Raw genomic sequence first — 26,115 nt, forward strand, 5'->3', positions numbered from 1 at the left:
TCACGGATCGAGCGGATCGGCCGGATCGATCCGCAGCGACAGCGGTGAGGGCCTGAAGACCAGATCGTTTGCGCTTACCCGCTGTCCGACCGCGCCCGGCTGGTAGCCGAGCTCGCGCAGGTTGCGCGCCGTGAACTCCGCGCCCTCGATATAGCGGCTCTGATCGACGTTGGTGACGATCAGCGTATCGCGGTCGAGCGGCACGCCGAGCGACACCAGCCGCCGCGTGACGTTGCGCAGATTGGTCGTGGTGTGGCGGGCATAAGGCTCGATCACCACCGCCTCGGCCGGCACGCCATAGCGATCGACCAGCGCGCGGCGGATCTCGACCGCCTCGACGAAGCGCGTCCGGCGCGGATGAACCGATCCGCCGGTGACGACGATCAGCGGCGCCAGCCCGCGGCGATAGCGATCCGCCGCCATCCGGGCATTGGCATCGCTCGCGGTGGACAGCTGCACGCCCGGCTCTTCGGGCCCGATGCCCGGCACGATCAGCGCGGTGTAGGGAAAGCGGCTCCAGTCGGTGCGCTTCGCCAACGCCACCGCACCGGCATGGTGACGGGCATCGAGCGGTTCGAACGCGATCGCCTCGGTCCGATCGTTGACCGTCAGCAGCGCCAGCGCCAGGCCCAGACTCTCGTCGCGCAGACCGCTGCTCGGCACGCATGACGCCGCCATCTTCACGGCGCGGGCAACCTTGGCCGCCCGCGCCGGCGAGCCAGCAGCATCGTCGGGCCCGTCGATCTTGGGATAGAGCGGCGCCTGCGCCCCGGCATAGACGTCGAGCACGCGGTCCAGGCCGTCGATCTCACGCGTTACCGCCGCCGCCCCGCTGTCGCCGGCCAGCCGCATCGCAGCGCTGGGCGCCACGACATCCCGGGCCTGGGCAAGCGCGGCGCGATCGGCGTCGCGCCAATGCGCGGCCTCGACCACACAAGGTGCGACTCCACGGCACGCCGCCATGCGCGCCTTCCGCGATGCGAGGATCCGCTTCACCGCCGTCCCCCGCACCCAGCCGCCGGCATCGACGGCGAGCGTCGGGAACAGCGCCGGCCCGAGCCGCGGCGGGCAGGAAGCCGCCACGGCCGCGCCGCTCGATGCGAGCAGGATCCCGGCGATCGCGGCGCGAATCACCAGGACTTGCTCAGGATGAAGCGAACGCTCCTGCCGAAAATCGGCCGGCCGTAGATCGCGTCACGCGTCGACTGGCCGCTCAGCTGGTCGGTGCGCGGGTTGCCCTCGGTCAGGCCGCGCGCGTTGGTGATGTTGTCGCCGACGACCTGGAACTGCACCGTCCCGCGCGTCAGCGTCACACCCAGGCCGAAAGTGCCGAACGCCGGCAGTCGCGTCTGGTTGAACAGGTCGACGTAGCGCAGTCCGGTGTACTCGTAGCGACCGTACAGCTCGATCCCCGTCCCGTTGCGCTCGAAGGCGAAGGTCGGGCGGACGTTGCCGAACCACTTGGGCTCGCGGATGATCTGGTTGCCGTTGACCGCCGACGGATCGGCGCCCGAGCTGTTCTGCAGGTTCTTGTACTGCGGATTCTGGTACGTCAGCGAGCCCGACACGAAGAACCAGCTGACCGGCGCCAGCGTGCCGTCCGCCTCGATCCCCTTCACTGTCGCCTCGCCGATGAACGGCACCGACTGGTCGTTTCGGCCCGTCGCCGGGTTGAACGCCACGAACGACGCGTTGAATGGATTGAACTTCGTGTAGAAGCCCGTGAGGTACAGATAGTTGCGCCCGAACGACGCCTTCAGCCCGGCCTCGAACTGGTCGGCCTTGGTCGTCAGGATCACCGGATCAATGCCGTAGAAGCTGGTCGACTGCGGCGGCACCTCCAGGTGGGAGGCGCGGGCATAGCCGCCGAGATGGTCGTTGACGTCGTAATTGGCGCCGACCGTCCAGTTGGTGATCCTGGGCTTGCCGGTGCGCTGCTGGCGGGCGCCGGTGAAGCCGCGGACGGTGTTGTCCGCCAGCGTCGTCGGATCCCCGAGGTTTACCGATGTCGACAACAGGCCATAGCCGTTGATGGTGTATTCCTCATGGCGGATGCCGCCGTCGATGCGCAGGCCGCGCACGACTTCCCAGGTGTCGTTGGCGTACACCGCCCACATCCGGGTATCGACCTCGCCCTGATTCAGCGTCGTGCCATAGCGCAGCACGCCATTGTCGGTGACCCGGCCGAGGATCTGGCCGCTCGCCGAATAGGCATAGAGGTCGAGCGGGCGCGGCTGGCTGCGTACCTCGAACAGGTAATCCTGATAGATCGCCTTGTTGGTCAGCCCATAGGCCGCGCCATAGACGCCGACGCGAACGTCGTGCTTGCCGATGCCGGTCTCGAAGCTGCGCGTGACGCTGAGGTCGCTCTGCCCCGAATAGAAGGACGAGCCGACGCCGCGATACTGCGCCTGGACGACGAGGCCGGAGGCGCTAGCCGGATCATAGGGGGTCTGGCCATAGGTGCCCGCCAGCGCATAGCCCAGGCGCGAGACGTTGGCGCCGAACGCGGTGCGCGACGCCGTCAGGAAGCCGTTGGCGAAGGTCGTCGCATCGGCCGGGTTCGACGTCGAATAGAGCGCGTCGAAATCGAGCCGGCCGCGCGTGTAGCCGCCCTTGAACGACACCAGCCACTTGTCGAAATCGCCTTCGAACTGAACGCCGAAGTTGCCATACTCCATATGGCGACCGCTCTCGAGATTGCGGACGTCGGTCCGCACCACGCCATTCGCGTCGCGATAGCGAAGCGGCACATTCTGCAGATACGGCGAATTGAGCGTGCCGTGGAAGAAGTCGATGTACTTGTCGAGCGACACCGCCGGATTGCGCGGATCGGCGACCGGGATCGGCAGGTAGAAGACGTTGTGGTCGTTCAGATAGTTGCCGGTCACGCGGATGAACCCGTTGCCGAAGTCGTGCTTCAGGTTCGCGCGGATCTGGCCGCCGCGATCGTTCGGGAAGCCGTTGTCGCGCTGGCCGCCGTCGCGACGGATGAACCCGCCGATCGCATAATAGGTGTCGTCGCCCAGCGGGCCAGACAGCATCGCGTCGAGGCGATAGAGGTCGGTGGTGCCCGCGGTCACCTGCACCTTGCCGTGCGGCGTGTCGGTGCCGCTCGCGGTGATCGAGTTAACGATCGCCGCCGCCTGGCTGCCATAGATCGGCGCCGGGCCGCCGCGCACCACCTCGACCCGCTCGGTCATCAGATCGTAGCGATTGAGGCTGTCGCCGCGGAAGAAGTTGCCGTTCATGTCATGGAACAGCGGCAGGCCGTCCTGCTGAAACTGCGCATAGCCGTCGTCGGTCGGGATGCCGCGGATGCGCGTGATGTTCTGCACCTCACCGCCGGTCGGCTCGACCTGGATGCCGGGCAGCTTGCCGAGCAGGTCGGCGAAGTTGAGCGGCGCCAGCCGCTTGATGTCGTCCTGCCCCAGCGAGTTGACCGCATAGGACACGTCGAAACGACGCTGGCGGCGTGCCGAGCCGGTGACGATGACGTCGGGGGCTTCCTCTTCGGTCACCGCCTGCGCAGGATCGGCGGTCTGCGTCGCCTCGGCGGTCTGCACCGGTGTCGCGGCGACCGGGGCAGCAGCGGCTGCGACGGGGCGGATCGGCTGCGACGACGCGACGATCAGATAGGCACCGCTTGCCGTAGCCTTGTAGGCGAGGCCCGAACCGCGCAGCATCGCCGCCAGCGCGGCATCGACGCCCATCTGGCCGGCGATCGCATTGGCGCGCTTGCCGCGGACCAACTCGGGCGCGAACAGGATCTGGCGGCCGCTCTGGCGCGAAAAGGCGATCAGCGCCTGGCCCAGGTCCTGGCGTGCGATCTTGACGCCCACCGCCGCCTGCGCCGCCGCGCCGAACGTCGGCAGCGACAGACCCGCGACCATGCTCGTCACCAACAGACCACGCAGCAGAGCGCGCTTGCGGTTCACCGTCATGCTAAATTTCCCCCAAATGCCGGACCTTCGCCGGCCATTCTCCACTCAAGACGCAAGGGTCTCGAAAACCCGAACGCGCCTCTGGCAAAAATTTACGTCAGTGCCGTGACTCGATGCGCGCGCCGCCATCGGACTGCCGCACGACCTTCACCGGAAAGCCCAGTTCGAGCGCGTCGAGGAACGGATCGATCTCGCCCGTCCGCAACGACGCGCTGATCCGCACCCGCGCCGCACGCGCGTCGGCAACGACGATCGGCGGCGTGCCATAGCGGTTGAGTTCGGCCACCGCCTTGCCCAGCGGCTCGTCCTCGAACACCAGCCGCCCCTCGCTCCAGCTCGACAGCGACGCGGCGTGCCCCTCGGCGTGGCGAAGCGAGATCGTCCCGGCGCGCGCGGTCAGCACGTCGTCGGGCTTCATCATCACCGCGGGGCCGTGCGCCGCTTCCGGGGTGACCGACACCTTCCCCTCGACCAGCGCGACGCGCACCGCGCCGGGCTCCAGCCGCACGTCGAATTCCGTTCCGTGCGCGGTCACGCGCTCGCCGCCCGCGACGACGACGAACGGCCGCGACTGATGCTTGGCGACGTCGAAAAAGGCCTGGCCGCGTTCGAGCACCAACCGCCGCTCGCTGTCGCTATAGGCCAGCCGCACCCGGCTCTCGGTGTTCAGCGTCATCCGCGATCCGTCGGGCAACCGAACGACCAGCCGCTGCCCGACCTCCGTCGCGAGCACCGGCGACGTCGGCGCTGCCACCTTGCCGCGCATGACGTACCAGGTCGCGAGCGGCGCCGCGGCCACCGCGAGGCAGGCCGCCGCCAGCGCCGGCCACCACCGCGCTGAAAGCCGCTCGCCCCGAACCAGCGCCGCACGAGCGACCGCCGCGTGGCGCATCGCCAGCAGATCGGGGTGGTCGCCCTCGGCCATCGCCGTCCCGCGCGCGGCGTCCACGCTACGCCAGGCCCGCTCGTTCTCCGGGTCCGCCAGCCACGCATCGAATCCGGCAAGTGGCAGCCCTTCCGCTCGCCGCTCGACCCAGTGCGCCGCCTCGATCAGCCGCGCGTCAGCCAAGCCGCCAATCCTCCAGCCGCATCGCGACATGCGCTAGCGCCCGCGCCTGATGCTTTTCGGCGGCACGTGTCGAAATGCCGAATGCACGGGCGACATCGGCCATCTTCAGCCCTTCCATCAGTCGCAACACGAACACGTCGCGCGTCCTTTCCGGCAACTCCGCCAGCGCGTCGCGGATGCGCGCGGCAGCGTCCCTGCTTTCCAAGACGCGATCGGGCGCGAAATCCGAACTCGGCATGTCGATGCCGTCGATCGGCAGCGCCGGCCCACCGCGCACCGCCTCGCGCCGAGCGCGGTCGCGGAGCACGTTGGCGGCGGTGACGAACAGGAAATGCTCTGGCTGGCGGATATCGGCGGGGTCATCGTAGCGGCTCAGGCGAAGGAACACCTCCTGCACCATGTCGTCGGCATCCTCCGCCGAGGCGAGACGGCGGCGGAAATAGCGCCCCAGCGGCTGGGCATAGGTGCCGACCAGTGCGCGCAGCACCGATCCGCGTGCGGTGTCGTCCCCCGATCGTGCCGGCCTCTCCCCCATGCGCGCGAGGAAGCGCGCGCCCACGCTTCCCGTCAAGCGCCAGCTTTACGCCCCCACTTCCCGCCGGTTAGGACGCGGCCCATGAACCGGTCGCTCCCGCTGCTCGCGCTGTCCCTGGCCCTCACCGGCCATGCTTCGGCACAGGAGCGGCCGTCACAGCTGGTCGATCCCTTCGTCGGCACGCTCGCCGATTTCGGCCAGCTGACCCCCGCCGCGGTCGCGCCGTTCGGGATGGTGCAGCTCGGCCCAGACACCGCCCCGGCCAATCACGCCGGCTATGATCATGCCGCGACGACGCTGCTCGGCTTTTCGCACACCCGCGGCGTCGGCGTCGGCTGTGGTGGGGCCGGCGGCGACCTGATGGTGTCGCTGCGCTATGCCGACCGCGCCGGTCGGTCGCTGATCGACAAAGCCGGCGAAAGCGCGAGCGCCGGCATCTATCGTGTCCGCTACGACGACGGCATCGCTGCCGAACTCACCGCCACGCGCGGCGCCGGCGTCATCCGCCTGACGCTGCCGCGTGCCGGCGCGGTGACGCTGGCGATCGATCCCCGCCACAGCTATTCCAAGCGACTGTCCGCCAGCTGGACCAGACGTTCGAGCGATGGCCTTCGTGCCGAACTGATCGCGGGCTCGGTCTGCGACGTCGGCGCGTACCGGCTGTTCAGCGACACCGCGATCACGCTCAACGGTCGCCCGCTTCGGCAGACACTCTCGATCGGCGCCGGCGACGTGGCGCAGCTGTCGCTGACCGCCAGACCGGGCGACGTCGTCGAGGTTCGCACCGGTCTGTCCTCGGTCGATGGCGACGGTGCAGCGCTCGTCCGCCGCCGCGAGCTCGGCAGTCGCGCCTTCTCCGTCATTGCAGCGGCCACCGCATCGGCCTGGGACCGCGAACTCGGCCGCGTCCAGCCGCAGGGTCCACGCGACCAGCGCGCCCTGTTCTTCACCTCGCTCTACCGCGTGCTGCAAACCCCCGTCGCGATCGACGATCCCGATCGTCGCCACCGCGACAACGACGGCAGCATCGCCCGCTCGCCTGCCGGCCAGACGCGCTACGCCAGCTGGTCGCTGTGGGACAATTACCGTACCCAGCTGCCGCTGTTGGCGCTACTCCAGCCCCAGCGCGGCAACGATCTCGCCCGCTCGCTGGAGGTGCTCTATGCCCGCACCAAGCCGCAATGGGCGACCAAGACCGAACCCTTCATCTCGGTGCGCACCGAGCATGCCGGCATCGCCCTGCTCGACCTTCGCCGCAAGGGTTTCGCCGCCTTCGACGCTCCCGCCACGCTCGCGGGCATGATCGCCGACAGCGCCACGCTCCAGCGTGAAACGCCCGACCAGCAGATCGAGGCCGCCTATGACGACTGGGCCGTCGCCCAGCTCGCCGCCGACCTGGGTCGTCGCGACGTCGCCGCCGACTTCACGACGCGCGCGCTCGACTATCGCCCGATGTGGCGTTCGGTGTTCGAAACGCCGGGCGCCGACGGCGATACCGTCAAGGCGCGCGGGCTGTATCAGGGGACGCTGTGGCAATATCGTTGGGCACCGGTGTTCGACCTCGACTGGATGGCGAAGACCGTCGGCCGCGACCGCTTCGTCGATCAGCTCCACCATTTTTTCGACGCCGGCCTGTTCAACATGACCAACGAGCCGGACATCCACGTCCCCTGGCTCTTCGCTGCTCTCGGCAAGCCGCAGCCGACTGCGACGCTGGTCCACACCATCCTGACGAAGCCGATCGAGCATCCCTACACCAATGCCGGCAAGCTGCCGGTGCCCTTCGTCGGCCCCAGCTTCCAGCTCGCGCCGCAGGGTTTCGCCGACGGCATGGACGACGATGCTGGCGCAATGACCGCCTGGTACGTATTCGCCTCGCTCGGCCTTTATCCGCTGGTACCGGGCGAGCCATGGTATCTGGTGTCGACGCCGGCCTTCGCGACGACGCGGATCGATATGGGCGGCGGCCGGACGTTGACGATCCGGCGGGCCGGCCCGGCTGCGGGTACTCCGGTGAGCGCCACGCTCGACGGCAATTCGCTGGCGGACTTCCGCGTCACCCATGCGGCGCTGGTGCGCGGCGGCGAGTTGGTGGTGACGACCCGTTAGGCGAGCATCACGCCAGCGTCGTCGCCAACGTCCACCAGCCCTTCGCGCTAGCGGCCTGCCCTGCAGCATCCCGCTCGGCTTCGCTCGCGAACAGCGCGAAGCACGTCGCGCCCGACCCCGACATCCGCGACAACATCACGCCCGGCGCACCGGCCAGCAGCGCCAGCACCGCGTCGATCGCGGGCGCCAGCTGCCGCGCCGGCGGCTCCAGGTCGTTGCGTGACGCCAGCGCCCGATCGATCAACGCCCCCTCGGCGAGCGGCCCGCGATCGATCCCGTCCCAGCCGCCGAACACCGCCGCCGTCGACACCGCAACCCCGGGATTGACCAGCAGCAATGGCGTCCGCGCGAGGCTGTCGTCGAGGAGCCGCAGCGCGTCGCCCCGCCCCTCGCCCAGCGTCGTCCGCCCGACCAGGCACGCCGGCACATCCGCCCCCAGCGACGACGCGATGTCCATCAACGCCGGCGCGTCCGGCGCAAGCCCATGCAACGTCGCCAGCGCCCGCAACGTCGCCGCCGCATCGGCCGACCCGCCCCCGATCCCCGACGCGATCGGCAGTCGCTTGTCGAGCGTGATGGCATAATGCGCCGCGACGCCGAAGCGCTCGCGAAAGGCATCGACTGCGCGCGTCACGAGGTTATCGGCCCATCCCTGATTCCCTCTCCCACCGGGAGAGGGAGGGAGCGGCACAGCCGCGGAAGGGTGAGGGTGTCCCAAAGCCGCCGCGAACGGGCCGACGACCTCGAAGCGGTCCCACTCCGCCTCCGCCACCGTCACCACATCGCCATCGCGCGCGAAGGCGAACAGCGTCTCCAGATCGTGATAGCCGTCCGCCCGCCGCCGCCGGACGTGCAGCGCCAGGTTGATCTTCGCCGGTGCCGCCTCGGCGATCATCGCTGCGTCGGCAATCCGCTCGCGACCTTGCCGGCCAGCCGCGTCGCCTCGTCGGGCTCCGCCACCACCGCCGCCGCGCGCCAAGCGTAGCGCGCTTCATAGCGTCGACCGACCGACCAATAGATGTCGCCCAGATGCTCTGCGATCTCGGCATTGTCGGGCTCCGCAGCCGCCGCCCGCTCGACGAGCGGCAGCGCCTTGGCGATATTGCCGCCAAGGAAATACACCCATCCCAGCGAGTCCGCGATCGACGCATTGTCCGGCGCCAGCGCCGCCGCGCGTTCGAGCAGCCGCGTCGCGTTCCTCACGTCGTCGCCGCGTTCGGCGCGTGCATAGCCCAGATAGTTGAGCGCCAGCGGCTCGTCGGGCGCCAGCTTCACCGCGCGTTCCAGCGCTGGCTTCGCCTCGGCCCAGCGACCCGCCTGGTCGAGCGCGCCGCCATATTGCATCCACGCCGTCCACGGCTCGCGCGCGGCGTCGGCGTCGAGGACGCGGCGATACCAGCGTGCCGCCTCCGCATATTGCCCCGCCAGCGTCAGCTGCTCGCCGTACCGCTGCCAGTCCGCGGCGACCGCACCCTCGCGCGTCGCCAGCGCCTTCGCCGCCGCGAGCGCCTCGTCGCTGCGGCCGGCGGCGGCCAGGATCGCAACCCGATTGGCCTGCGCCGCGGCGGCGAAGGGGTCGTCGCGGTCGAGCTTCGCGAGCGTCGCCAGCGCGCGATCGGTGCCGCCGTCGCGCGCCAGCGCATCCGCTAGCAACAGCCTGGCGCGTCCGTCGGTCGGATCGGCCACCAGCGCCGACCGGCTCAGCGCGATTGCGATCGCACTCGGCGAATCACCCCCCGCCAGATCGGCGGCGACACGGCCGAACAGCCGCGACACCCCGAACGCGAGCGTCGGCTTCGCAGGATAGCCGCGCCGCATCGCGACGACGACCGGATCGTCGCCATCGAGCAGCGCTCGCGCCTCCGCCTCCTGACCGCGCCCAAACAGCAGCTGCGCCGCCGCCACCGACAGGTCGGCCGGCGCCCCCGCACTGCGCGCCGCCGCCACTGCGGCCAGTCCCTGCGCCGTATCGCCGCGTGCGATCAGCAGCAGCGCGCGCGTCTCGTTGGCGAAACGCTGCGCCAGCGGATCGGGCCGAACCGCGGCGCGCCCGAGCACCGGCATCGGATCGACACCCTTCGCCGACGCGATCCACCCGCGGACCGCCGGCGACAGGATCCCGAGCGGCGTCCGGTCGAGCGCCGCGACGCCGCGTTCCGCCGCCCCCGGGTCGTTGGCCTGCGCCGCCTCGCCGATCGCCAGCAGGGCAACGTCGGCGGGCACCTCGCCCTGCGTGCGCAATATCGCCGCCGCCCGGCTCGCCAGCGTCATGTCGCCCGCCGCCAGCGCCTCGCGAAACGCGCGCACCGCCAGCTTGGCATCGCCCGGCGCGCTCGACAGCGCCCGAGCATAGCCCGCCACCGCCACCTCGCTCCGCCCATCGGCATCGGCGGCACGCGCCTTTAGATAGGCCGCGACGTTGGGCGTGTCGGCGAGCGCCGGCAGCGGCAGGACGACCAGCAGCGCCGCCGCGCCGCCGAACAGATGCTTACATGTTGGGATAGTTCGGGCCTCCACCGCCCTCGGGCACCACCCAGTTGATGTTCTGGGTCGGGTCCTTGATGTCGCACGTCTTGCAGTGGACGCAGTTCTGGGCATTGATGACGAACTTCGGATCGCCCGTCTCCTGCCCCACCACCTCGTACACGCCCGCCGGGCAGTAACGCTGCGCCGGCTCGTCATAGAGCGGCAGGTTATAGTCGATCGGCCGCGACGGGTCCTTCAGCACCAGGTGGACCGGCTGGTCCTCCTCGTGGTTGGTGTTCGATAGGAACACCGACGACAGGCGATCGAACGTCAGCACGCCGTCCGCCTTGGGATAGAGTTTGGGCTTCACCAGATCCTTGCGCCAAAGCGTCTCGTGATCGGGATGATGCTTCATCGTGAAGGGCATCTTCAGCCCCAGATGCTCCGCCCACATCGTCACGCCGGCCAGCCCCGATCCCAGGAAATCGCCGAACTTCTTCACCAGCGGCACGACGTTGCGGACTATCGAGAGCTCCTTCTTCACCCACGATTGCTCGAATGCCTCGGGGTAAGCGACCAGTTCGTCATGCTCGCGCCCGGCCTGCACCGCCGCGAACGCCGCCTCGGCCGCCATCATCCCGCTCTTCATCGCGGTATGCGTGCCCTTGATCCGCGGCACGTTGAGGAACCCCGCACTATCCCCGATCAGCGCACCGCCCGGGAACACCAGCTTGGGGATCGACTGCAGCCCACCGTCGCTGATCGCGCGGGCGCCATAGCTGACGCGCTTGCCGCCCTTCAGCAGCGCGGCGACCTCGGGATGGGTCTTCCACTTCTGCATTTCCTGGAACGGCGAGGTGTAGGGATTGGTATAGTTCAGCCACGTCACGAAGCCGATCGACACCTGGCCGTTGGCCTGGTGATAGATCCAGCCGCCGCCATTGGCATCGTCGTCGAGCGGCCAGCCCTGGGTGTGGATCACCCGGCCCGGCACATGAAGTTCGGGATCGATGTCCCACAACTCCTTGACGCCCAGGCCATAGACCTGCGGATCGCTGTTCGCGGCGAGGTCGAACGTCCGGATCACCTGCTTGGTCAGCGACCCGCGGCAACCTTCGGCGAAGAAGGTGTACTTCGCATGCAGTTCGAGCCCCGGCTGGTAATCGCCCTTGTGCGTGCCGTCGCGCGCCACGCCCATGTCGCCGGTCGCGACGCCCTTTACCCGGCCCTGCTCGTCGTACAGCACTTCCGCCGCGGCGAAGCCCGGGAAGATCTCGACGCCCAGTTCTTCGGCCTGCCCCGCCAGCCAGCGGCACAGATTGCCCAGGCTGCCGGTATAGGTCCCCTTGTTGTGCAGGAACGGCGGCGTCCACAGGTGCGGCAGCACCGTCTTGCGCTTCGCCGACAGCACCCAGTGAAGGTTCTCCGTCACCGGCGTCTCCGCCATCGGGCACCCCTGCTCGCGCCAGTCGGGCAGCAGCTCGTCCAGGCTGCGCGGATCGACGACCGCGCCCGACAGGATATGGGCGCCGACCTCCGAACCCTTTTCGATGACGCAGACCGACAATTCGGCGCCAGCCTCGTTCGCCAGCTGTTTCAGCCGGATAGCCGCACTCAGGCCCGCGGGGCCAGCGCCGACGACCACCACGTCATAGGGCATCGACTCGCGTTCGCTCATGGCACCATTCTCCCGCGTAGCCGTACCCGCGATCGGGCTTGGGTCGGCAACGTTCTGTCCTGCATTGCCGATCCGACAAGTTGACCGCCACGTCAACTATGCCCTTAGACAGCATCGATGGGGGCAGATCAGCATTTCGACTGGCACGGCGCCGCGGCGAGTGCGCTCGATTGGTGGGCAGACGCGGGCGTCGACATCCTGGTCGACGATACCCCCCGCGACTGGCTCGCCCCGCCGCCCGCCGCCGTGCCGAAACGGGCTTTGGTCGAACCGGCCGCCGTCGCCGCCGCGGCGATGCCCGACGACCTTGCCACCTTCCTCGCCTGGCGCGGCGGCGATGCCGTGCCCGAGGCGGCATGGCGCGGCGCGACGATCCTCGCCAGTGGCCCCGCCGACGCTACGGCAATGGTATTGCTCGACTGCCCGGACCGCGACGATGCCGACGAAGGCCGTTTGCTCGCGGGAGCATCGGGACGGCTGTTCGATCGCATGCTCGCCGCGATCGGCCTGTCCCGCGACGAGGTGCATATCGCCGCGGTCTGCGTCCGCCGCCCCGTCGCCGGTCGTCTGCCGCGCGAGGCGGAGGAACGGCTTCACGACATCGCTCGCCATCACGTCGGGCTGGTCGCCCCCAAGCGCCTGCTGGTGATGGGCAATGCGGCGAGCCGTGCGATCCTCGGGGCGGAACTCATGGCGACGCGGGGCTCTCTTCATCCCTTCGCGGCTAAGAACGGCAGCGTCGAGGTCGTCGCGAGCTTCCACCCGCGCTTCCTGATCGAGAAACCGGTCGCGAAGGCGGAAGCTTGGCGCGACCTGCAGTTGTTTAAGGGGGGAATGCCCGCATGATCTCGCTGGCGCTGCTGGCCGCCGCGACCGCCATGACGCCGTCGCCCGATCCCGCCACCGCTGCCGAACCGCTCGACCCCCGCGTCGTCGCGCCCCCCCCGGCTCGCAGCGCGGAGCGTCTGCCCGATCAGCTCGATGCGGAGCAGCGTTCCGGCTACCGCACCGTCTTCCAGGCGATCCGCGACGCGCGCTGGCAGGATGCGCAAATCGCGCTCGACACGATGAAGCCGGGGCCGCTGCACGCCATCGCCCGCGCCGAGCTGTGGACCGCGAAGGGCGCCCCCCGCGCCGAGCTGACGACGCTCACCGCCCTCCTCACCGAAGCGCCCGAACTGCCCCAGGCGCCCGACCTGCTCCGCCTCGCCCGCGCGCAGGGCGCAACCGACCTCGCGCCGCTGCCGTCGCAGCAGCGCCTGATCTGGCAGGACGGCGCTCCCCGCCGCAGCCGCGCCAAGGCGACCGCCAGCGATGCGATCGCCGCCGATCTCGCCGCCAAGATGGCGCCACTGGTGAAGGCTGACGCCGGCGCCGAGGCACAGGCGCTGCTCGAAGTGACGCAGGGGCTTTCGCCCGAGGCGCAGACCGAATGGCAGGCGAAGATCGCCTGGATGTATTTCCTGTCCGGCGACGACGCACGGGCGCGCGACATGGGCGGCCTTGCCGGTGTCGGCTTCGGCGATTGGGCGCTCCAGGGCCGCTGGACCGCGTCGCTGGCGGCATGGCGCCAGAACGACTGCGTTGCCGCCGGCAACGGGTTCGAAGGCACCGCCGCGCGCGCCAACGACGTCGATCTGCGTGCCGCGGCGCTATACTGGGCCAGCCGCGCCGACATGGTCTGCGGACGCCCTGACCGGATTCAGGGCCGGCTGAAGGCCGCGGCACAATATAGCGAGAGCTTCTACGGTCAGCTCGCCCGACAGGCGCTGGCGATGCGCGACGGAAAGCCCGCGATGGGCGGCGTCGTCACCCGCGACTGGGCGGTACTCGGCCAGCGCCCCAACGTCCGCGTCGCCGCCGCGCTGGTCGAAATCGGCGAAACCGACCTTGCCGACGACGTCATCCGCCAGCAGGCGAAGATCGGTTCGCCCAGCGAGTTCGCCGGCCTCGTCCGCATCGCCGAGGCGCTCAGCCTGCCCGCCACCACCGTCTGGCTCGCACACAACTGCCCGGCCGGCGTGACAGCGGAGGCCGAGGCTCGCTATCCCACCCCCGCCTGGACCCCTGACAGCGGCTGGCGCGTCGACAAGGCGCTGGTCTACGCCCACACGCTCGAGGAAAGCGGCTTCCGCAACAAGGTCGTCAGCCCCGCCGGCGCCTATGGCCTCATGCAGATCATGCCCGCCGCCGCGACCGATTTCGCGCGGGAAAAGGGCTTGGGTGCGATCGACCGGTCGCAGCTGACGCGGCCGTCGACCAACATGGACATCGGCCAGCGCCATCTAGAGCGGCTGCGCGACATGGCCGGCGTCACCGGCGGTCTGCTGCCCAAGGTCATCGCTGCCTATAATGCCGGCCCCAAGCCGGTCGGCGAGTGGAACGCGATCGTTCACGACCGCGGCGATCCGCTGCTCTACATCGAGAGCATCCCCTATTGGGAAACGCGCGGCTACGTCACGACGGTGCTGCGCAACTACTGGATGTACGAGGCGCAGGGCGGCAAGGCGAAGTCCGCCAGCCGCACCGCCTTGGCGCAGGGGATGTGGCCGCGGTTCCCCGGGCTCCCCGGCGCCAGCGCGATCCGAATGAACGCGCAGCCCTCGCGCCTCGCGAGCGCCAGCATCGGTTCGGAAATCGGCGCAGGGGCGATGCGCTAAGGCGTTTCCGCAAATCCTCCCCCGCCAGGGGGAGGTGGCAGCGCAGCTGACGGAGCGGGAGGTAAGCGACGACTACGTTAGCGGCCTCCGCCCCCTCCGTCACGCCTCCGGCGCGCCACCTCCCCCTGGCGGGGGAGGATTGAATAGGCGCCCGCCAACGCCTAGCCCCGCGGACATGCCGATCGACGACACCCGCACTTTCCTCCCCGTCCGCATCGCCGTACTGACGGTCAGCGACACCCGATCCCTCGCCGACGACCGTTCCGGCGATACTCTCGTCGAGCGGCTGACCACCGCCGGCCACATCCTCGCCGATCGCGCCATCGAACAGGACGACGCCAACATCATCGTCGCCCGCCTGAACGCGTGGATCGACGACCGTGACATCGACGTGGTTATCACCACCGGAGGCACTGGCGTCACCGGCCGCGACGTCACGCCCGAGGCAATCGAGCGCACTGCCGAAAAGATGATCCCAGGCTTCGGCGAACTCTTTCGCTGGCTAAGCTATGCCAAGATCGGCACCTCCACCGTCCAGTCGCGCGCCTGCGCCGCGGTCGCGCGGGGCACCTATCTGTTCGCGCTGCCCGGCTCGACCGGCGCGGTGAAGGACGGCTGGGACGGCATCCTTCAGGACCAGCTCGACAGCCGCCACCGCCCCTGCAACTTCGTCGAACTCATGCCGCGCCTTATGGAGCGATAGCCTAGGCGAAACCCTCGCCCAGCGTCATCACCGCCGTGACATGCCGTTGCGCGATCTCCACCGCATCGTCGCCGTATCCGCCGCCGACCGTGCTCGCCAGCGGCACGCCCCGCGCGCGCATCAGCCGCGCGATCAACCGCTCGCGCTCGACCAGCCCCTCGCGGGTCAGCGCCAGCCGCCCCAACTTGTCGCCCACGAAGGGATCGACGCCGGCCTGGTACAGCACCAGCCCCGGCGCCACCTCGTCGAGGAGCGGCACCAGCGTGCGTTCCAGCGTGGCGAGATACTCCTCGTCGCCGATCCCGTCGGCGAGCCCGACGTCGAGCGTCGAGCGTGCCTTGCGCACCGGGAAATTCTTCTCGGCGTGGATCGAGTAGGTCGTGATCTCCGCCCGTCCCGCCAGCAGCGCCGCGGTGCCGTCGCCCTGATGCACGTCGCAGTCGACGACCAGCACGCGCCCGACCGCTCCTTCCTCGACGAGGCGGTTGGCGGCGATCGCCAGGTCGTTGAACACGCAAAAGCCCGCCCCGGTATCCGCCAGCGCATGGTGGCTGCCGCCAGCGGTGTTCGCCGCAAAGCCATGCTCCAGCGCCAGTTTCGCCGCCAGCCATGTGCCGCCCGGCACGACCGCCGCGCGCCGCGCCACCGCCTCGGTCACCGGGAAGCCGATCCGCCGGGTCTTGGCCGCAGGTACATCGGCGGCGAGCACCTCGGCGACGTAATCGGCGTCATGCACCGCCTCCAGCCAGCGCGCCGGCATCGGCTCCGGCTCGTGCCAGCACAGCCGCTCACCCTCGTCGCGCAGCAAGTCGCGGATCAGCCCGTTCTTGTTCCAGCGATAGGTCGATCGCGCCGGCGCGGGCGCGACATAGTCGGGATGATGGACGACATGGATCACGCCGCCTAGGTAGGCGCTGGAAGCCCCCTTCCCAAGCAGGAGAGCGCATGACCGACCCTTTCGTCCGCCCCGACGTCGCCGCGTTCCTGGGCTATCTCAACAACATGCCCGGCCCGAAGATGCACGAGCTGGAGCCCGCCGCCGCGCGCCAGCTGTATCTCGCGACCAAGGGAGTCGCCGAGGTACCGCAGGGTGAGCTGGCGGTGGTCCGCGATCTGTCGATCCCCGGCCCCGCCGGCGCCATCCCGGCCCGCCTGTTCGACGCCGCCGATCGGCACGAGGCCGGACCCGCGGTCGTCTTCTTCCACGGCGGCGGCTTCGTCATCGGCGATCTCGACACCCACGCCAGCTTTTGCGCCGAGGCGGCACGGGTGCTCGACGTGCCGGTCATCGCGATCGACTATCGCCTCGCCCCCGAGCATCGGTGGCCCGCCGCACCCGACGATTGCGAAGCCGCCGCACGCTGGGTCGCCACCAGCCCGCCCGAGCTAAAGCGCAGCGTCACCGGCCTCGTCCTGATGGGCGACAGCGCCGGCGGCGCGCTGACGATCGTCACCGCCATCGCGCTGCGCGACGAGCCCGCCACGGTGCCGGTGCTGGTCCAGGCGCCGATCTATCCCGTCGTCGACCGGGTCGAGCCCTATGGCTCCTACGACCAGTTCAACGCCGGCTACCTGCTGACCCGCGAATCGATGAGCTGGTTCGAGGACGCCTATGCCGCCGACCTCGATCATATGCGCGCCTCGCCGATCCGCGCCGACCTAACGGGATTGCCGCCCTGCGTGATCGTCACCGCCGGGCTCGATCCGCTGCGCGACCAGGGCCGCCGCTATGCCGCCACGCTGATCGAAAAGGGTATCCCCACCATCTACCGCGAGGCGTCGGGGAATATTCATGGCTTCATCAACATGCGCCAGGCGATCCCTTCGGGCCAGGGCGACGTCACGGGTTACCTTACCGCGGTGCGGGCGATGCTGGCCGAGCAGGTGGCCGACGCATGAGCGATCTCCCCTATCGCCCCTGCGCGGGCGTCATGCTCGCCAATCGCGACGGCCGGGTCTTCGTCGGCCAGCGGCTCGATTCGACGCTGGAGGCCTGGCAAATGCCGCAGGGCGGGGTCGACCCCGGTGAGGATGCGCTGACCGCCGCGATCCGCGAGCTCGGCGAGGAAACCGGCATCGCGCCTCACCAGGTGACGCTGATCGCCGAGGCACCAGGCGAGTTCGTCTACGATCTGCCCGAAGACATGATCGGCAAGATCTGGAAGGGCAAATGGCGCGGTCAGCGCCAGCGCTGGTTCCTGTTCCGCTTCGACGGCCAGGACAGCGACGTGAACATCGCCACTTCACATCCCGAATTCCGCGCCTGGCGCTGGGTCGATGCCCACGAATTGCCGCGCCTGATCGTGCCCTTCAAAAAAAAGCTATACGAGGATGTACTCGCCGCGCTGAAGCCACATTTGGCCGCAGGCAAGCGAAGCGATGGTGCCGTAGCGGAAACCAGCCGATAAGGGCTGCCCGTGATGCGTCGGCTGGTTCTTCTTGTCGCGGCCCTGCCGCTCGTCCTCGCCGACGCCCCGCCGCCCGGCGACAGCCCGGTGCCGATCCCGGCGGCGATCAAGGCAATGCTCGATGCCGCGATCGAAACCGGCAACGACGGGGAAATCTCGACGATCGTCAAATATGCCCGCCTTGCCGATCCGGCGAGCGCCGACGCCGTGCTCGCCATCGCTCAGAAATGGCGCGCCGATCGCGAGGCGGCGCGCCAGGAGACGATCCGCCAGGCCACCGTCTTCGACCTGTGGAGCGGCAGTGCGCAGCTGGGCGGCTATATCTCGACCGGCAACAGCGACATCGCCGGCGGCAGCGCGGTGATCGACGCCAAGCGCGAAGGCCTTCAATGGCGCCACAAGTTCCGCGTCCAAGCCGATTATCAGGAAAACCAGGGCGTCACGACGCGCGAGCATTATCTCGCCAGCTACGAGCCCAACTACAAGATCGACGACCGCCTCTACATGTACGGCGCCGGCCAGTATGAGAGCGACAAGTTCCTGGGCTATTGGAACCGCTTCTCCGCATCGATCGGCGCCGGCTACAGCGTCCTCAAGTCGCGTGCCATGTCGCTGGACCTCGAACTCGGCCCCGCCTTCCGCCACACCTATTTTACCGACCAGACCGTTCAGTCCAGTCCCGCCGGCCGCGGTTCGCTGGCGTTTCGCTGGCAGCTGCTGCCCGGCTTATCGGTCACGCAGAACGGTGCGGCCTATGTCCAGCGCTTCAATTCGACGATCAGCGGCGTCACGGCGCTCAACGCCAAGCTGATCGGGCCGCTCTCGGCATCGCTGTCGTACAACATCCAATACGAAAGCCAGCCGCCCGTGGGCTCGGTTTCGACCGACACCACGACCCGGGCCTCCGTGGTGTACAGTTTCTAGCCATACTTCGTCATACCGGGCTTCCCCCGGCTCGACGGAGGGGGTGGAGACTGGCGGCGCACCCCGCTACCAGTAACGCATGAAACCATCTCAGCCGCATCAGGTCGTGGTTGACACCATCGACGCCGCCCCGATGCGCACCCAGGTTGAGCGCTGGTCCGCGATCAACAGTGGCACGCGAAACCTTGTCGGCCTTGCGATGATGGCGGGCCAACTCGCCGACGCCTTCGCCGCCCTCCCCGGCACGCTCACGCTGGTCGATCCCGCCCCGGCCGCCAGCGTCGGCGCGGAAGGCCTGGTCGTTGCGCTCGACCATGGCCGCCACCTCCACCTGCGCGTCCGCCCCGATGCGCCGGTGCAGATGCTCTTCACCGGCCACATGGACACCGTCTATCCCGCCGATCACCCCTTCCAGCTAGTCAGCGACCGCGGCGACGGCACGATCGGCGGTCCCGGCGTCGCTGACATGAAGGGCGGCCTGTCGGTGATGCTTGCCGCCCTAAAGGCGGTGGAGACGACGTCATTCGCCGACCGCCTGGGCTATGAGGTCGTCATCAACTCGGACGAGGAAACCGGCTCCTTCTCGTCCGCAGCCCTCATCGCCCAGGCCGCGCGCGGCAAGGTCGCCGCCTTCACCTACGAGCCCGCCCTCGCCGACGGCACGCTGGCGGGCGCGCGCGGCGGCACCGGCAACTTCTCGATCGTCGTCCGCGGCCGCAGCGCCCATGCCGGCCGCAATCCCGATGAGGGTCGCAATGCCGTCGTCGCCGCCGCCGACATCGCGCTCCGCCTTGCCGAGGCGCGCGGCCCCGCGCTGTCGGTCAACCCCGCCAGGATCGACGGCGGCGGCCCCAACAACGTCGTCCCCGATCTCGCGATCCTGCGCGTCAACTTCCGCCCCGGCGACCGCGATGCCATCACCTATGCCCGCCAGGCGATCGACCATGCGGTCGCTGCCGTCGAACGCGCGCATGACGTCGCGATCGAGGTCCACGGCAGCTTCAATCGCCCGCCCAAACCACTCGACCCCGCCGCCGAGCGCCTGTTCGCCGTCGTCGCCGACGCCGGCGCGACGCTCGGCATCCCGGTCGCCTGGCGCGCCACCGGCGGGGTGTGCGACGGCAACAACATTGCCGCGGCCGGCGTCCCCGTCGTCGACACCATGGGGGTTCGTGGCGGCGCGATCCATTCACCGGATGAGTTCATGATCCTCGACAGCCTGTACGAGCGCGCCGCCCTTTCGACCCTCGCCATCCTGTCCATCTCCGAAAAGGGCCGTCCATGAGCTACGTCATCCGCGCCGCCCGTCCCGACGACCTCCAGCACCTGTATGAGATGGCGAAGCTGACCGGCGGCGGCTTCACCAACCTGCCGCCCGAGCGCCGCGCGCTGAAGGCGAAGCTCGACCGCAGCGCCGACGCCTTCGCCCGCGCCGACGATACGCTCGTCGACGAGCTGTTCGTGCTGATGCTCGAGGATACGGCCACCGGCGAGGTTCGCGGCACCTGCCAGCTCTTCACCCAGGTCGGCCAGCGCCACCCCTTCTACAGCTATCGCCTCGGCACGCTGACCCAGCACAGCCGCGAGCTCGACCGCACCTTCCGCGCCGAGATGCTGGCGCTGACCACCGATCTCGAAGGGTCGGCGGAGGTCGGCGGCCTGTTCCTCCACCCCGGCGAGCGGGCCGGCGGCCTCGGCCTTCTTCTCGCACGCAGCCGCTACCTCTTCATCGCCGCGCACCGCCCGCGCTTCGCCGACCGCATCCTCGCCGAGCTGCGCGGGATCATCGACGAGGCCGGCGGCTCGCCGTTCTGGGACGGGCTGGCAGGCCGCTTCTTCGGCATGAATTTCCAGGATGCCGACCAGTTTAACGGCGTCCACGGCCACCAGTTCATCGCCGACCTGATGCCGAAGCATCCCATCTACACCGCGATGCTCACCGAGACCGCGCGCGCCGTGATCGGCTTGCCCCACCCTTCGGGACGGGCGGCAATGCGGATGCTGGAGAATGAGGGCTTCGCGTTCGAGAATTACGTCGACATCTTCGACGGCGGCCCGACCATGACCGCGCGCACCGACCGCGTCCGCACCATCGCCGAGGCGCGCGAGGCTCGTATCGTCGCGATCGACAGCGACGGCGGCGAGGAAGCACTGGTCGCGACCGGGCATCTCACCAAGTTCCGCTGCGCCTTCGGCCAGGTCCGCAGCGTCGGCGACGGCATCGTGCTCAGCACCGCCTGCGCCGCCGCGCTCGGTGTCGCCGAGGACGATGTCGTCCGCCATGTCGCGCGGGTGCTGTGATGCCGGTCGAGATCAACTTCGACGGCATCGTCGGCCCAAGCCACAATTACGCGGGCCTGTCGCACGGCAATCTCGCCGCCACCCGCAACGCCGGCAAGGTCAGCCATCCCCGCGCCGCCGCGCTTCAGGGCATCGCCAAGATGCGCGCCAATCTGGCGCTCGGCCTGACGCAGGGCATCCTCCTGCCGCACCCGCGCCCCGATCACAGCTGGCTGGGTCGCCTCGGCCTGACCTATGCCGACGCCCCGCCGCATCTTCAGGCGCAGGCGCTGTCGGCCTCGTCGATGTGGGCCGCCAATGCCGCCACCGTATCGCCCGCGCCCGACACCGCCGACGGCCGCTGCCACCTGACGGTCGCCAACCTCGTGACGATGCCGCATCGCAGCCACGAGTGGCCCGCGACGCTCGCCCAGCTGCGGCTCGCATTCGCAGACCCCGCCTTCGCCGTCCATGACGCCGTCCCCGCCCCCTTCGGCGACGAGGGCGCCGCCAACCACATGCGCCTGTGCTCGTCGCATGGCGAGCCCGGCGTCGAGGTGTTCGTCTATGGCGTCGCCGGCGGCCCCTTCCCCGCCCGCCAGCATCGCGAAGCGAGCGAGGCCATCGCCCGCCACCACGGCCTAGATCCCGCGCGCACGCTCTTCGTCCGTCAGTCCGACGAAGCGATCGCCGCCGGCGCCTTCCACAACGACGTCGTCGCCGTCGCCAACGAGCGCGTCCTGTTCGCACACGAGCAGGCCTTTGCGAATCGTGACGCCGTCTACGCCGATCTCCGCCGCCTGCTCCCCGACATCGAAATCGTCGAGGTGCCCGCCGCCGAGGTCAGCCTCGCCGACGCCATCGCCTCCTACCTCTTCAACGCGCAGCTGGTGACGACTCCGCAGGGCCCGACGCTGATCGTCCCCGGCGAGGCGCGCGCGACGCCATCGGTCTGGCGCTGGCTCGAGCGGCATCAGGCCGGCAACGGTCCGATCCGCCGGGTGGAGGTCGTCGACGTGCGCGAATCGATGGCCAACGGCGGCGGTCCAGCCTGCCTGCGCCTTCGCGTCGTCGCCGATCCCGCGACCATCGATCCGCGCTTTCTGGTCGACGCCGCCCTGCTCGACCGCATCGCCGCGGTGATCGAGACGCATTGGCCCGACGCCATCGACCCTGCCGCGATCGGCGATCCGGCGCTGATCGCGCGGATAGAGCGGGGGCGGCTCGCGCTGCTGGAGGCACTCGATCTGTCGGTTCTTGCCTGACCTGGCGCACAGAAGCGTCGGGTTAATTGACAATTAACCATGTCGCTTAACGCGACGTTAGCCATTTCCGCCGCTGGCACGCACCTTGCCTAAGTGTCTGGCATGTTGAACAGCATCACTCGGCTCTTCACCATCAAGACCAAGTTCGAGGCCTTCCTCGTCATCTATGGTCTTGGCTCCGGCGCGGTGGAGCGCGGCTTTCATTATCTGGAGCAATATCCGGGCTATGGCGGCTGGGCGCTCTTCGCCTGCTGCCCGGTCGCGGTGTTCATGGCGGGCGGGCGGCTGCTCGATTCGGTCGCCGATCGCGACCCGGCCTGACGGGACTTCATCGCTCGACAGGATAACTTGTGCCCCCATCGCGGCGGGGCGCATTATGTGCCCCACGTCATGAGCGGGCTAACCCATCTCCAACGGCTCGAAGCCGAAAGCATCCATATCCTGCGCGAGGTCGTCGCCGAGGCGGCGAACCCGGTGATGCTCTATTCCGTCGGCAAGGATTCGGCGGTGATGCTGCATCTGGCGCGCAAGGCCTTTTTCCCGGCAACGCCGCCCTTCCCGCTGCTCCACGTCGATACGACCTGGAAGTTTCGCGACATGTACGCGCTGCGCGACCGGGCGGCGCAGGCGGCGGGCATGGAGCTGATCGTCCATCGCAATCCCGAAGCGCTCGCCGCCGGCATCAACCCGTTCGACCATGGCAGCCGCCACACCGATCTGTGGAAGACTGAAGGGCTGAAGCAGGCGCTGACCGCCGGCGGCTTCGATGCCGCATTCGGTGGCGCGCGTCGCGACGAGGAGAAGAGCCGCGCCAAGGAGCGCATCTTCTCGTTCCGCTCCGCCGCTCATGGCTGGGATCCCAAGGCGCAGCGGCCCGAGCTGTGGAACCTCTACAATGCCCGCATCCGCAAGGGCGAGAGCATCCGCGTCTTCCCGCTGTCGAACTGGACCGAGCTCGACATCTGGCAATATATTCTCGCGGAAGGGATCGAGATCGTCCCCCTCTATCTCGCCGCGCCGCGCCCCACCGTCGAGCGCGACGGCCTGTTGCTGATGGTCGACGACGATCGCTTCCGCCTGATGCCCGGCGAAAAGCCGGTGACCCGCTCGATCCGTTTCCGCACGCTCGGCTGCTATCCGCTGACCGGCGCGGTCGAGAGCGAGGCCGACACGCTGCCTGCGGTGATCCGCGAGATGCTGCTTTCCACCACCTCCGAACGCCAGGGCCGCGCGATCGACCGCGATGCCGGCGCGAGCATGGAGCAGAAAAAGCGCGAGGGGTATTTCTGATGCGCGCTGTCCCCCAACTTCGTCATGCTGAACTCGTTTCAGCATCTCGTCGCCACGGAGCGACGCGCTCGCCTGAAGAAATCCTGAAACAAGTTCAGGATGACGTTCTGACCGAAGTCTTGGCGGCATGACCTACCAACCCTCCCCCCTCATCGCCGAAGACGTCGCGGCGTATCTCGACCGGCATGCATCGAAATCGCTGCTGCGCTTCATCACCTGCGGCTCGGTCGACGACGGCAAGTCGACACTGATCGGGCGATTGCTCTACGACAGCCGTGCGATCTTCGCCGACCAGCTCGCCAGCCTCGAAGCCGACTCGAAGCGCGTCGGCACCCAGGGCCAGAACATCGACTTCGCACTTCTCGTCGACGGCCTCGCCGCCGAGCGCGAGCAGGGCATCACCATCGACGTCGCCTATCGCTTCTTCTCGACCGAGGCCCGCAAGTTCATCGTCGCCGACACTCCAGGCCATGAGCAGTACACCCGTAACATGGTCACCGGCGCCTCGACCGCCGACGCCGCCGTCATCCTGATCGATGCGCGCAAGGGCGTGCTCACCCAGACCCGGCGGCACAGCTTCCTCGCGCACCTCGTCGGCATCCGCCACATCGTCCTGGCGGTGAACAAGATGGACCTGATCGATCACGACCAGGCGACCTTCGATGCGATCGTCGCAGACTATCGCGCGTTTGCCGCATCGATCGGGATCGGTGATTTTACCGCTATTCCGCTGTCGGGGCTGACCGGCGCCAACGTGGTCGACCGATCCGCCGACATGCCCTGGTACGCGGGCCCTGCGCTGCTCGAGCATCTGGAGGCGATTCCGATCGATGCCGATCAAGCGGCCGCCGGCCCGTTCCGCCTGCCGGTGCAGTGGGTCAACCGCCCCGATCTCGACTTCCGCGGCTTTGCCGGCACGATTGCCGGCGGACGTGTAAAGATCGGCGACAGCGTCCGAATCGTACCGTCTGGCAGGATCACCAGTGTCGCCCGCATCGTTGCCTTCGATGGAGACCGCGAGACCGCCGAAGCCGAACAGGCCGTGACGCTCGTCCTCGCCGACGAGGTCGATTGCTCGCGCGGCGACGTCATCGCTGCCGCCGGCGACCCGCCACCCGCCTTCGATCGCCTCGTCGCCACGATCGTCTGGATGGCGGACGCGCCGCTCGTACCCGGCCGTGGTTACTGGCTGAAGCTCGGCACCCAAACGGTCGGTGCCAGCGTCCAGCCGCCGCGCCACGTCGTCGACGTCAACACCCAGGCCGAACTCGCGGCGCCGACGCTCGCCCTCAACGACATCGGCGTGGCCGAGGTCTACACCGATCGCGCGATCGTGTTCGAGCCCTATGCTGACAGCCATACGCTGGGCGGCTTCATCCTGATCGATCGCGAAACCAACGCGACCGTCGCCGCCGGCATGATCGACCAGGCGCTGCGCCAGGCGGAGAACGTCCACTGGCAGTCGATCGACATCGGCCGCGAGGCGCATGCCCGGCAGAAGGGGCAGGAACCGCGACTGCTGTGGTTTACCGGCCTGTCGGGATCGGGTAAGTCGACGATCGCCAATCTCGTCGAGAAGAAGCTGCACGCCATGGGTCGCCACAGCTTCCTCCTCGACGGCGACAATATCCGCCACGGCCTCAACCGCGACCTCGGCTTCAGCGATGCTGATCGGGTGGAGAACATCCGCCGCGTCGGCGAGGTGGCGAAGCTGATGACCGATGCGGGGCTGATCGTCCTCACCGCCTTCATCTCGCCCTTCCGCGCCGAACGTGACATGGTCCGCACGATGATGCCAAAGGGCGAGTTCCTCGAAATCTTCGTCGACACCCCGCTTGAGGTGGCGGAGGCGCGCGACGTGAAGGGGCTCTACGCCAAGGCGCGCAGCGGCCAGATCGCCAACTTCACCGGCATCTCCAGCCCCTACGAGCCGCCCGAGCGGCCCGAAATCCGCATCGATACCCGCCGTGAAAGCGCGGAAGCCGCCGCCGAGCGGATCGTCGAGCAGGTGCTGGGCATCTGGAGCTACGACCTGTGAACGACGCCGCCCTCGCCGCCGCCATCGCGCAGGAGGCGGGCCAGCTGCTGCTAGCGATCCGCGCCGAGGGCAGCGAACGGGGTCGCACGCTCGGCGATCGCGGCGACCGCGAGGCCAACCGGCTGATCCTCGATCGCCTCCACGCCCAGCGGCCCGGCGACTTCGTGCTGTCGGAGGAGTCGATCGACGATCCCGCGCGCTGCGGGTCGGATCGGGTGTGGATCGTCGATCCGCTCGACGGCACCCGCGACTATGCCGACGGCCTCGACGACTGGGCGGTGCATATCGGCCTGGCGGTCGGTGGACGCCCGGTGATCGGCGCCGTGTCGGTGCCGGCGCAGGGCCGCCTCTACTCGACCGCGGGCATCGCCTGCCGCGGGATCGCCGGCGTCCAGCCGCGCATGGTCGTCAGCCGCACCCGCGCGCCTGCCGTCGCCGCCGCGGTCGCGGAATCCCTTGGTGCGACGAGCGTCGGGCGCGGCTCGGCGGGCGTGAAGGCGATGGCGGTCGTCGATGGCGAGGCCGACATCTACCTCCACGACGGCGGCCAGTATGAATGGGACAATTGCGCCCCCGCCGCCGTCGCGCTGGCGGCGGGGCTGCACGCCTCGCGGATCGACGGCAGCCCGCTCGTCTACAATTGCGCCGACCCGCTGCTCCCCGACCTGCTGATCTGCCGCCCGGAGCTGGCGGCAACGGTGTTGCGCGCGGTGGCGGCGTACCAAGCGAGCTAACCCCTCCCCTTC

22 protein-coding genes are annotated in these 26,115 nt (G+C 69.1%); 14 read left to right on the forward strand and 8 right to left on the reverse strand.

Features of this window, described 5'->3' with window-relative positions; all coding sequences use genetic code 11:
* The 4 genes from GGQ80_RS10725 to GGQ80_RS10740 form a co-directional block, all read right to left on the reverse strand.
* Positions 1-1,134 (reverse strand): YdcF family protein, encoded by a 1,134-nt coding sequence (locus GGQ80_RS10725; RefSeq protein WP_343051020.1) that lies wholly within the window; start codon positions 1,132-1,134, stop codon positions 1-3.
* Complete coding sequence (locus GGQ80_RS10730; protein WP_246347000.1) at positions 1,131-3,944, reverse strand: TonB-dependent receptor; 2,814 nt, start codon at positions 3,942-3,944, stop codon at positions 1,131-1,133. Before GGQ80_RS10730 ends, GGQ80_RS10725 begins: the two co-directional genes overlap by 4 nt.
* A 97-nt stretch (positions 3,945-4,041) precedes the next feature.
* The gene (locus GGQ80_RS10735) at positions 4,042-5,013 is read right to left on the reverse strand and encodes a FecR family protein (RefSeq protein WP_183984591.1); all 972 of its coding nucleotides are present in this window, start codon (positions 5,011-5,013) and stop codon (positions 4,042-4,044) included.
* Complete coding sequence (locus tag GGQ80_RS10740; RefSeq protein ID WP_183984710.1) at positions 5,006-5,548, reverse strand: RNA polymerase sigma factor; 543 nt, start codon at positions 5,546-5,548, stop codon at positions 5,006-5,008. The genes GGQ80_RS10735 and GGQ80_RS10740 overlap by 8 nt, the downstream gene beginning before the upstream one ends.
* A gap of 81 nt (positions 5,549-5,629) precedes the next feature.
* Between GGQ80_RS10740 and GGQ80_RS10745 the strand changes: the two genes are divergently transcribed.
* On the forward strand, positions 5,630-7,657 hold the full coding sequence (locus tag GGQ80_RS10745; protein WP_183984593.1) for a glycoside hydrolase domain-containing protein: 2,028 nt from the start codon (positions 5,630-5,632) through the stop codon (positions 7,655-7,657).
* 7 nt (positions 7,658-7,664) lie between these two features.
* Here GGQ80_RS10745 and GGQ80_RS10750 read toward each other — a convergent pair whose 3' ends face one another.
* From GGQ80_RS10750 to GGQ80_RS10760, 3 genes are read right to left on the reverse strand one after another with little or no spacing between them, the layout of a single operon-like run.
* Positions 7,665-8,552 (reverse strand): 4-(cytidine 5'-diphospho)-2-C-methyl-D-erythritol kinase, encoded by an 888-nt coding sequence (locus GGQ80_RS10750; RefSeq protein ID WP_183984595.1) that lies wholly within the window; start codon positions 8,550-8,552, stop codon positions 7,665-7,667.
* A complete protein-coding gene (locus GGQ80_RS10755; protein ID WP_343051021.1) occupies positions 8,549-10,174 on the reverse strand; it encodes a tetratricopeptide repeat protein in 1,626 nt (541 codons plus the stop codon). Before GGQ80_RS10755 ends, GGQ80_RS10750 begins: the two co-directional genes overlap by 4 nt.
* A complete protein-coding gene (locus GGQ80_RS10760; RefSeq protein ID WP_183984599.1) occupies positions 10,146-11,801 on the reverse strand; it encodes an electron transfer flavoprotein-ubiquinone oxidoreductase in 1,656 nt (551 codons plus the stop codon). Before GGQ80_RS10760 ends, GGQ80_RS10755 begins: the two co-directional genes overlap by 29 nt.
* A 117-nt stretch (positions 11,802-11,918) precedes the next feature.
* Here GGQ80_RS10760 and GGQ80_RS10765 point away from each other — a divergent pair, with 117 nt between their 5' ends.
* From GGQ80_RS10765 to moaB, 3 genes are all read left to right on the forward strand, one after another.
* A complete protein-coding gene (locus tag GGQ80_RS10765; RefSeq protein WP_183984601.1) occupies positions 11,919-12,647 on the forward strand; it encodes a uracil-DNA glycosylase in 729 nt (242 codons plus the stop codon).
* Positions 12,644-14,461, forward strand: coding sequence for a lytic transglycosylase domain-containing protein (locus GGQ80_RS10770; protein WP_183984603.1), 1,818 nt, complete (start codon positions 12,644-12,646; stop codon positions 14,459-14,461). Before GGQ80_RS10765 ends, GGQ80_RS10770 begins: the two co-directional genes overlap by 4 nt.
* A gap of 175 nt (positions 14,462-14,636) precedes the next feature.
* The gene (moaB, locus tag GGQ80_RS10775; protein WP_183984605.1) at positions 14,637-15,164 is read left to right on the forward strand and encodes a molybdenum cofactor biosynthesis protein B; all 528 of its coding nucleotides are present in this window, start codon (positions 14,637-14,639) and stop codon (positions 15,162-15,164) included.
* A gap of 1 nt (position 15,165) precedes the next feature.
* Here the strand turns inward: moaB and GGQ80_RS10780 are convergent, their stop codons facing one another.
* Positions 15,166-16,062, reverse strand: a complete 897-nt coding sequence (locus GGQ80_RS10780) for an arginase family protein (protein WP_183984607.1) — start codon at positions 16,060-16,062, stop codon at positions 15,166-15,168.
* Between the two features lie 47 nt (positions 16,063-16,109).
* Here GGQ80_RS10780 and GGQ80_RS10785 point away from each other — a divergent pair, with 47 nt between their 5' ends.
* The 10 genes from GGQ80_RS10785 (at position 16,110) to GGQ80_RS10830 (ending at position 26,103) form a co-directional block, all read left to right on the forward strand.
* A complete protein-coding gene (locus GGQ80_RS10785) occupies positions 16,110-17,063 on the forward strand; it encodes an alpha/beta hydrolase (RefSeq protein WP_183984608.1) in 954 nt (317 codons plus the stop codon).
* A complete protein-coding gene (locus GGQ80_RS10790; RefSeq protein ID WP_183984610.1) occupies positions 17,060-17,572 on the forward strand; it encodes an RNA pyrophosphohydrolase in 513 nt (170 codons plus the stop codon). The genes GGQ80_RS10785 and GGQ80_RS10790 overlap by 4 nt, the downstream gene beginning before the upstream one ends.
* Before the next feature lie 12 nt (positions 17,573-17,584).
* The gene (locus GGQ80_RS10795; protein WP_183984612.1) at positions 17,585-18,496 is read left to right on the forward strand and encodes a DUF481 domain-containing protein; all 912 of its coding nucleotides are present in this window, start codon (positions 17,585-17,587) and stop codon (positions 18,494-18,496) included.
* 79 nt (positions 18,497-18,575) lie between these two features.
* Positions 18,576-19,781: a hydrolase gene (locus tag GGQ80_RS10800; RefSeq protein ID WP_183984614.1), complete on the forward strand. Its 1,206-nt coding sequence runs from the start codon at positions 18,576-18,578 to the stop codon at positions 19,779-19,781.
* Entirely contained in the window at positions 19,778-20,797 is a 1,020-nt protein-coding gene (locus tag GGQ80_RS10805) for an arginine N-succinyltransferase (protein ID WP_183984616.1), read from the forward strand. Before GGQ80_RS10800 ends, GGQ80_RS10805 begins: the two co-directional genes overlap by 4 nt.
* Positions 20,797-22,041, forward strand: a complete 1,245-nt coding sequence (locus tag GGQ80_RS10810) for an N-succinylarginine dihydrolase (protein ID WP_183984618.1) — start codon at positions 20,797-20,799, stop codon at positions 22,039-22,041. Before GGQ80_RS10805 ends, GGQ80_RS10810 begins: the two co-directional genes overlap by 1 nt.
* A gap of 102 nt (positions 22,042-22,143) precedes the next feature.
* Positions 22,144-22,362, forward strand: a complete 219-nt coding sequence (locus tag GGQ80_RS10815; RefSeq protein WP_183984619.1) for a hypothetical protein — start codon at positions 22,144-22,146, stop codon at positions 22,360-22,362.
* 69 nt (positions 22,363-22,431) lie between these two features.
* Positions 22,432-23,331 (forward strand): sulfate adenylyltransferase subunit CysD, encoded by a 900-nt coding sequence (gene cysD / locus GGQ80_RS10820; RefSeq protein WP_183984621.1) that lies wholly within the window; start codon positions 22,432-22,434, stop codon positions 23,329-23,331.
* Positions 23,332-23,458: 127 nt separating this feature from the next.
* Positions 23,459-25,369: a sulfate adenylyltransferase subunit CysN gene (cysN, locus tag GGQ80_RS10825; RefSeq protein ID WP_183984623.1), complete on the forward strand. Its 1,911-nt coding sequence runs from the start codon at positions 23,459-23,461 to the stop codon at positions 25,367-25,369.
* A complete protein-coding gene (locus GGQ80_RS10830) occupies positions 25,366-26,103 on the forward strand; it encodes a 3'(2'),5'-bisphosphate nucleotidase CysQ (RefSeq protein ID WP_343051022.1) in 738 nt (245 codons plus the stop codon). Before cysN ends, GGQ80_RS10830 begins: the two co-directional genes overlap by 4 nt.
* Positions 26,104-26,115: the final 12 nt, after the last annotated feature.

It is taken from the genome of Sphingomonas jinjuensis (genome assembly GCF_014197105.1).
GTDB classification, from domain to species: Bacteria; Pseudomonadota; Alphaproteobacteria; order Sphingomonadales; family Sphingomonadaceae; genus Sphingomonas; species Sphingomonas jinjuensis.

Bases quoted from the DNA above. Each gene is read 5' to 3' on its own strand.
- GGQ80_RS10810 (WP_183984618.1), top strand. From the start codon at position 20,797: ATGCCGGTCGAGATCAACTTCGACGGCATCGTCGGCCCAAGCCACAAT.
- GGQ80_RS10765 (WP_183984601.1), top strand. From the start codon at position 11,919: ATGGGGGCAGATCAGCATTTCGACTGGCACGGCGCCGCGGCGAGTGCG.
- GGQ80_RS10750 (WP_183984595.1), bottom strand. From the start codon at position 8,552: ATGATCGCCGAGGCGGCACCGGCGAAGATCAACCTGGCGCTGCACGTC.
- cysD (WP_183984621.1), top strand. From the start codon at position 22,432: ATGAGCGGGCTAACCCATCTCCAACGGCTCGAAGCCGAAAGCATCCAT.
- GGQ80_RS10805 (WP_183984616.1), top strand. From the start codon at position 19,778: ATGAGCTACGTCATCCGCGCCGCCCGTCCCGACGACCTCCAGCACCTG.
- GGQ80_RS10790 (WP_183984610.1), top strand. From the start codon at position 17,060: ATGAGCGATCTCCCCTATCGCCCCTGCGCGGGCGTCATGCTCGCCAAT.
- GGQ80_RS10785 (WP_183984608.1), top strand. From the start codon at position 16,110: ATGACCGACCCTTTCGTCCGCCCCGACGTCGCCGCGTTCCTGGGCTAT.
- GGQ80_RS10815 (WP_183984619.1), top strand. From the start codon at position 22,144: ATGTTGAACAGCATCACTCGGCTCTTCACCATCAAGACCAAGTTCGAG.
- GGQ80_RS10740 (WP_183984710.1), bottom strand. From the start codon at position 5,548: ATGGGGGAGAGGCCGGCACGATCGGGGGACGACACCGCACGCGGATCG.
- GGQ80_RS10800 (WP_183984614.1), top strand. From the start codon at position 18,576: ATGAAACCATCTCAGCCGCATCAGGTCGTGGTTGACACCATCGACGCC.
- GGQ80_RS10745 (WP_183984593.1), top strand. From the start codon at position 5,630: ATGAACCGGTCGCTCCCGCTGCTCGCGCTGTCCCTGGCCCTCACCGGC.
- GGQ80_RS10795 (WP_183984612.1), top strand. From the start codon at position 17,585: ATGCGTCGGCTGGTTCTTCTTGTCGCGGCCCTGCCGCTCGTCCTCGCC.
- GGQ80_RS10730 (WP_246347000.1), bottom strand. From the start codon at position 3,944: ATGACGGTGAACCGCAAGCGCGCTCTGCTGCGTGGTCTGTTGGTGACG.
- moaB (WP_183984605.1), top strand. From the start codon at position 14,637: ATGCCGATCGACGACACCCGCACTTTCCTCCCCGTCCGCATCGCCGTA.
- cysN (WP_183984623.1), top strand. From the start codon at position 23,459: ATGACCTACCAACCCTCCCCCCTCATCGCCGAAGACGTCGCGGCGTAT.
- GGQ80_RS10770 (WP_183984603.1), top strand. From the start codon at position 12,644: ATGATCTCGCTGGCGCTGCTGGCCGCCGCGACCGCCATGACGCCGTCG.
- GGQ80_RS10760 (WP_183984599.1), bottom strand. From the start codon at position 11,801: ATGAGCGAACGCGAGTCGATGCCCTATGACGTGGTGGTCGTCGGCGCT.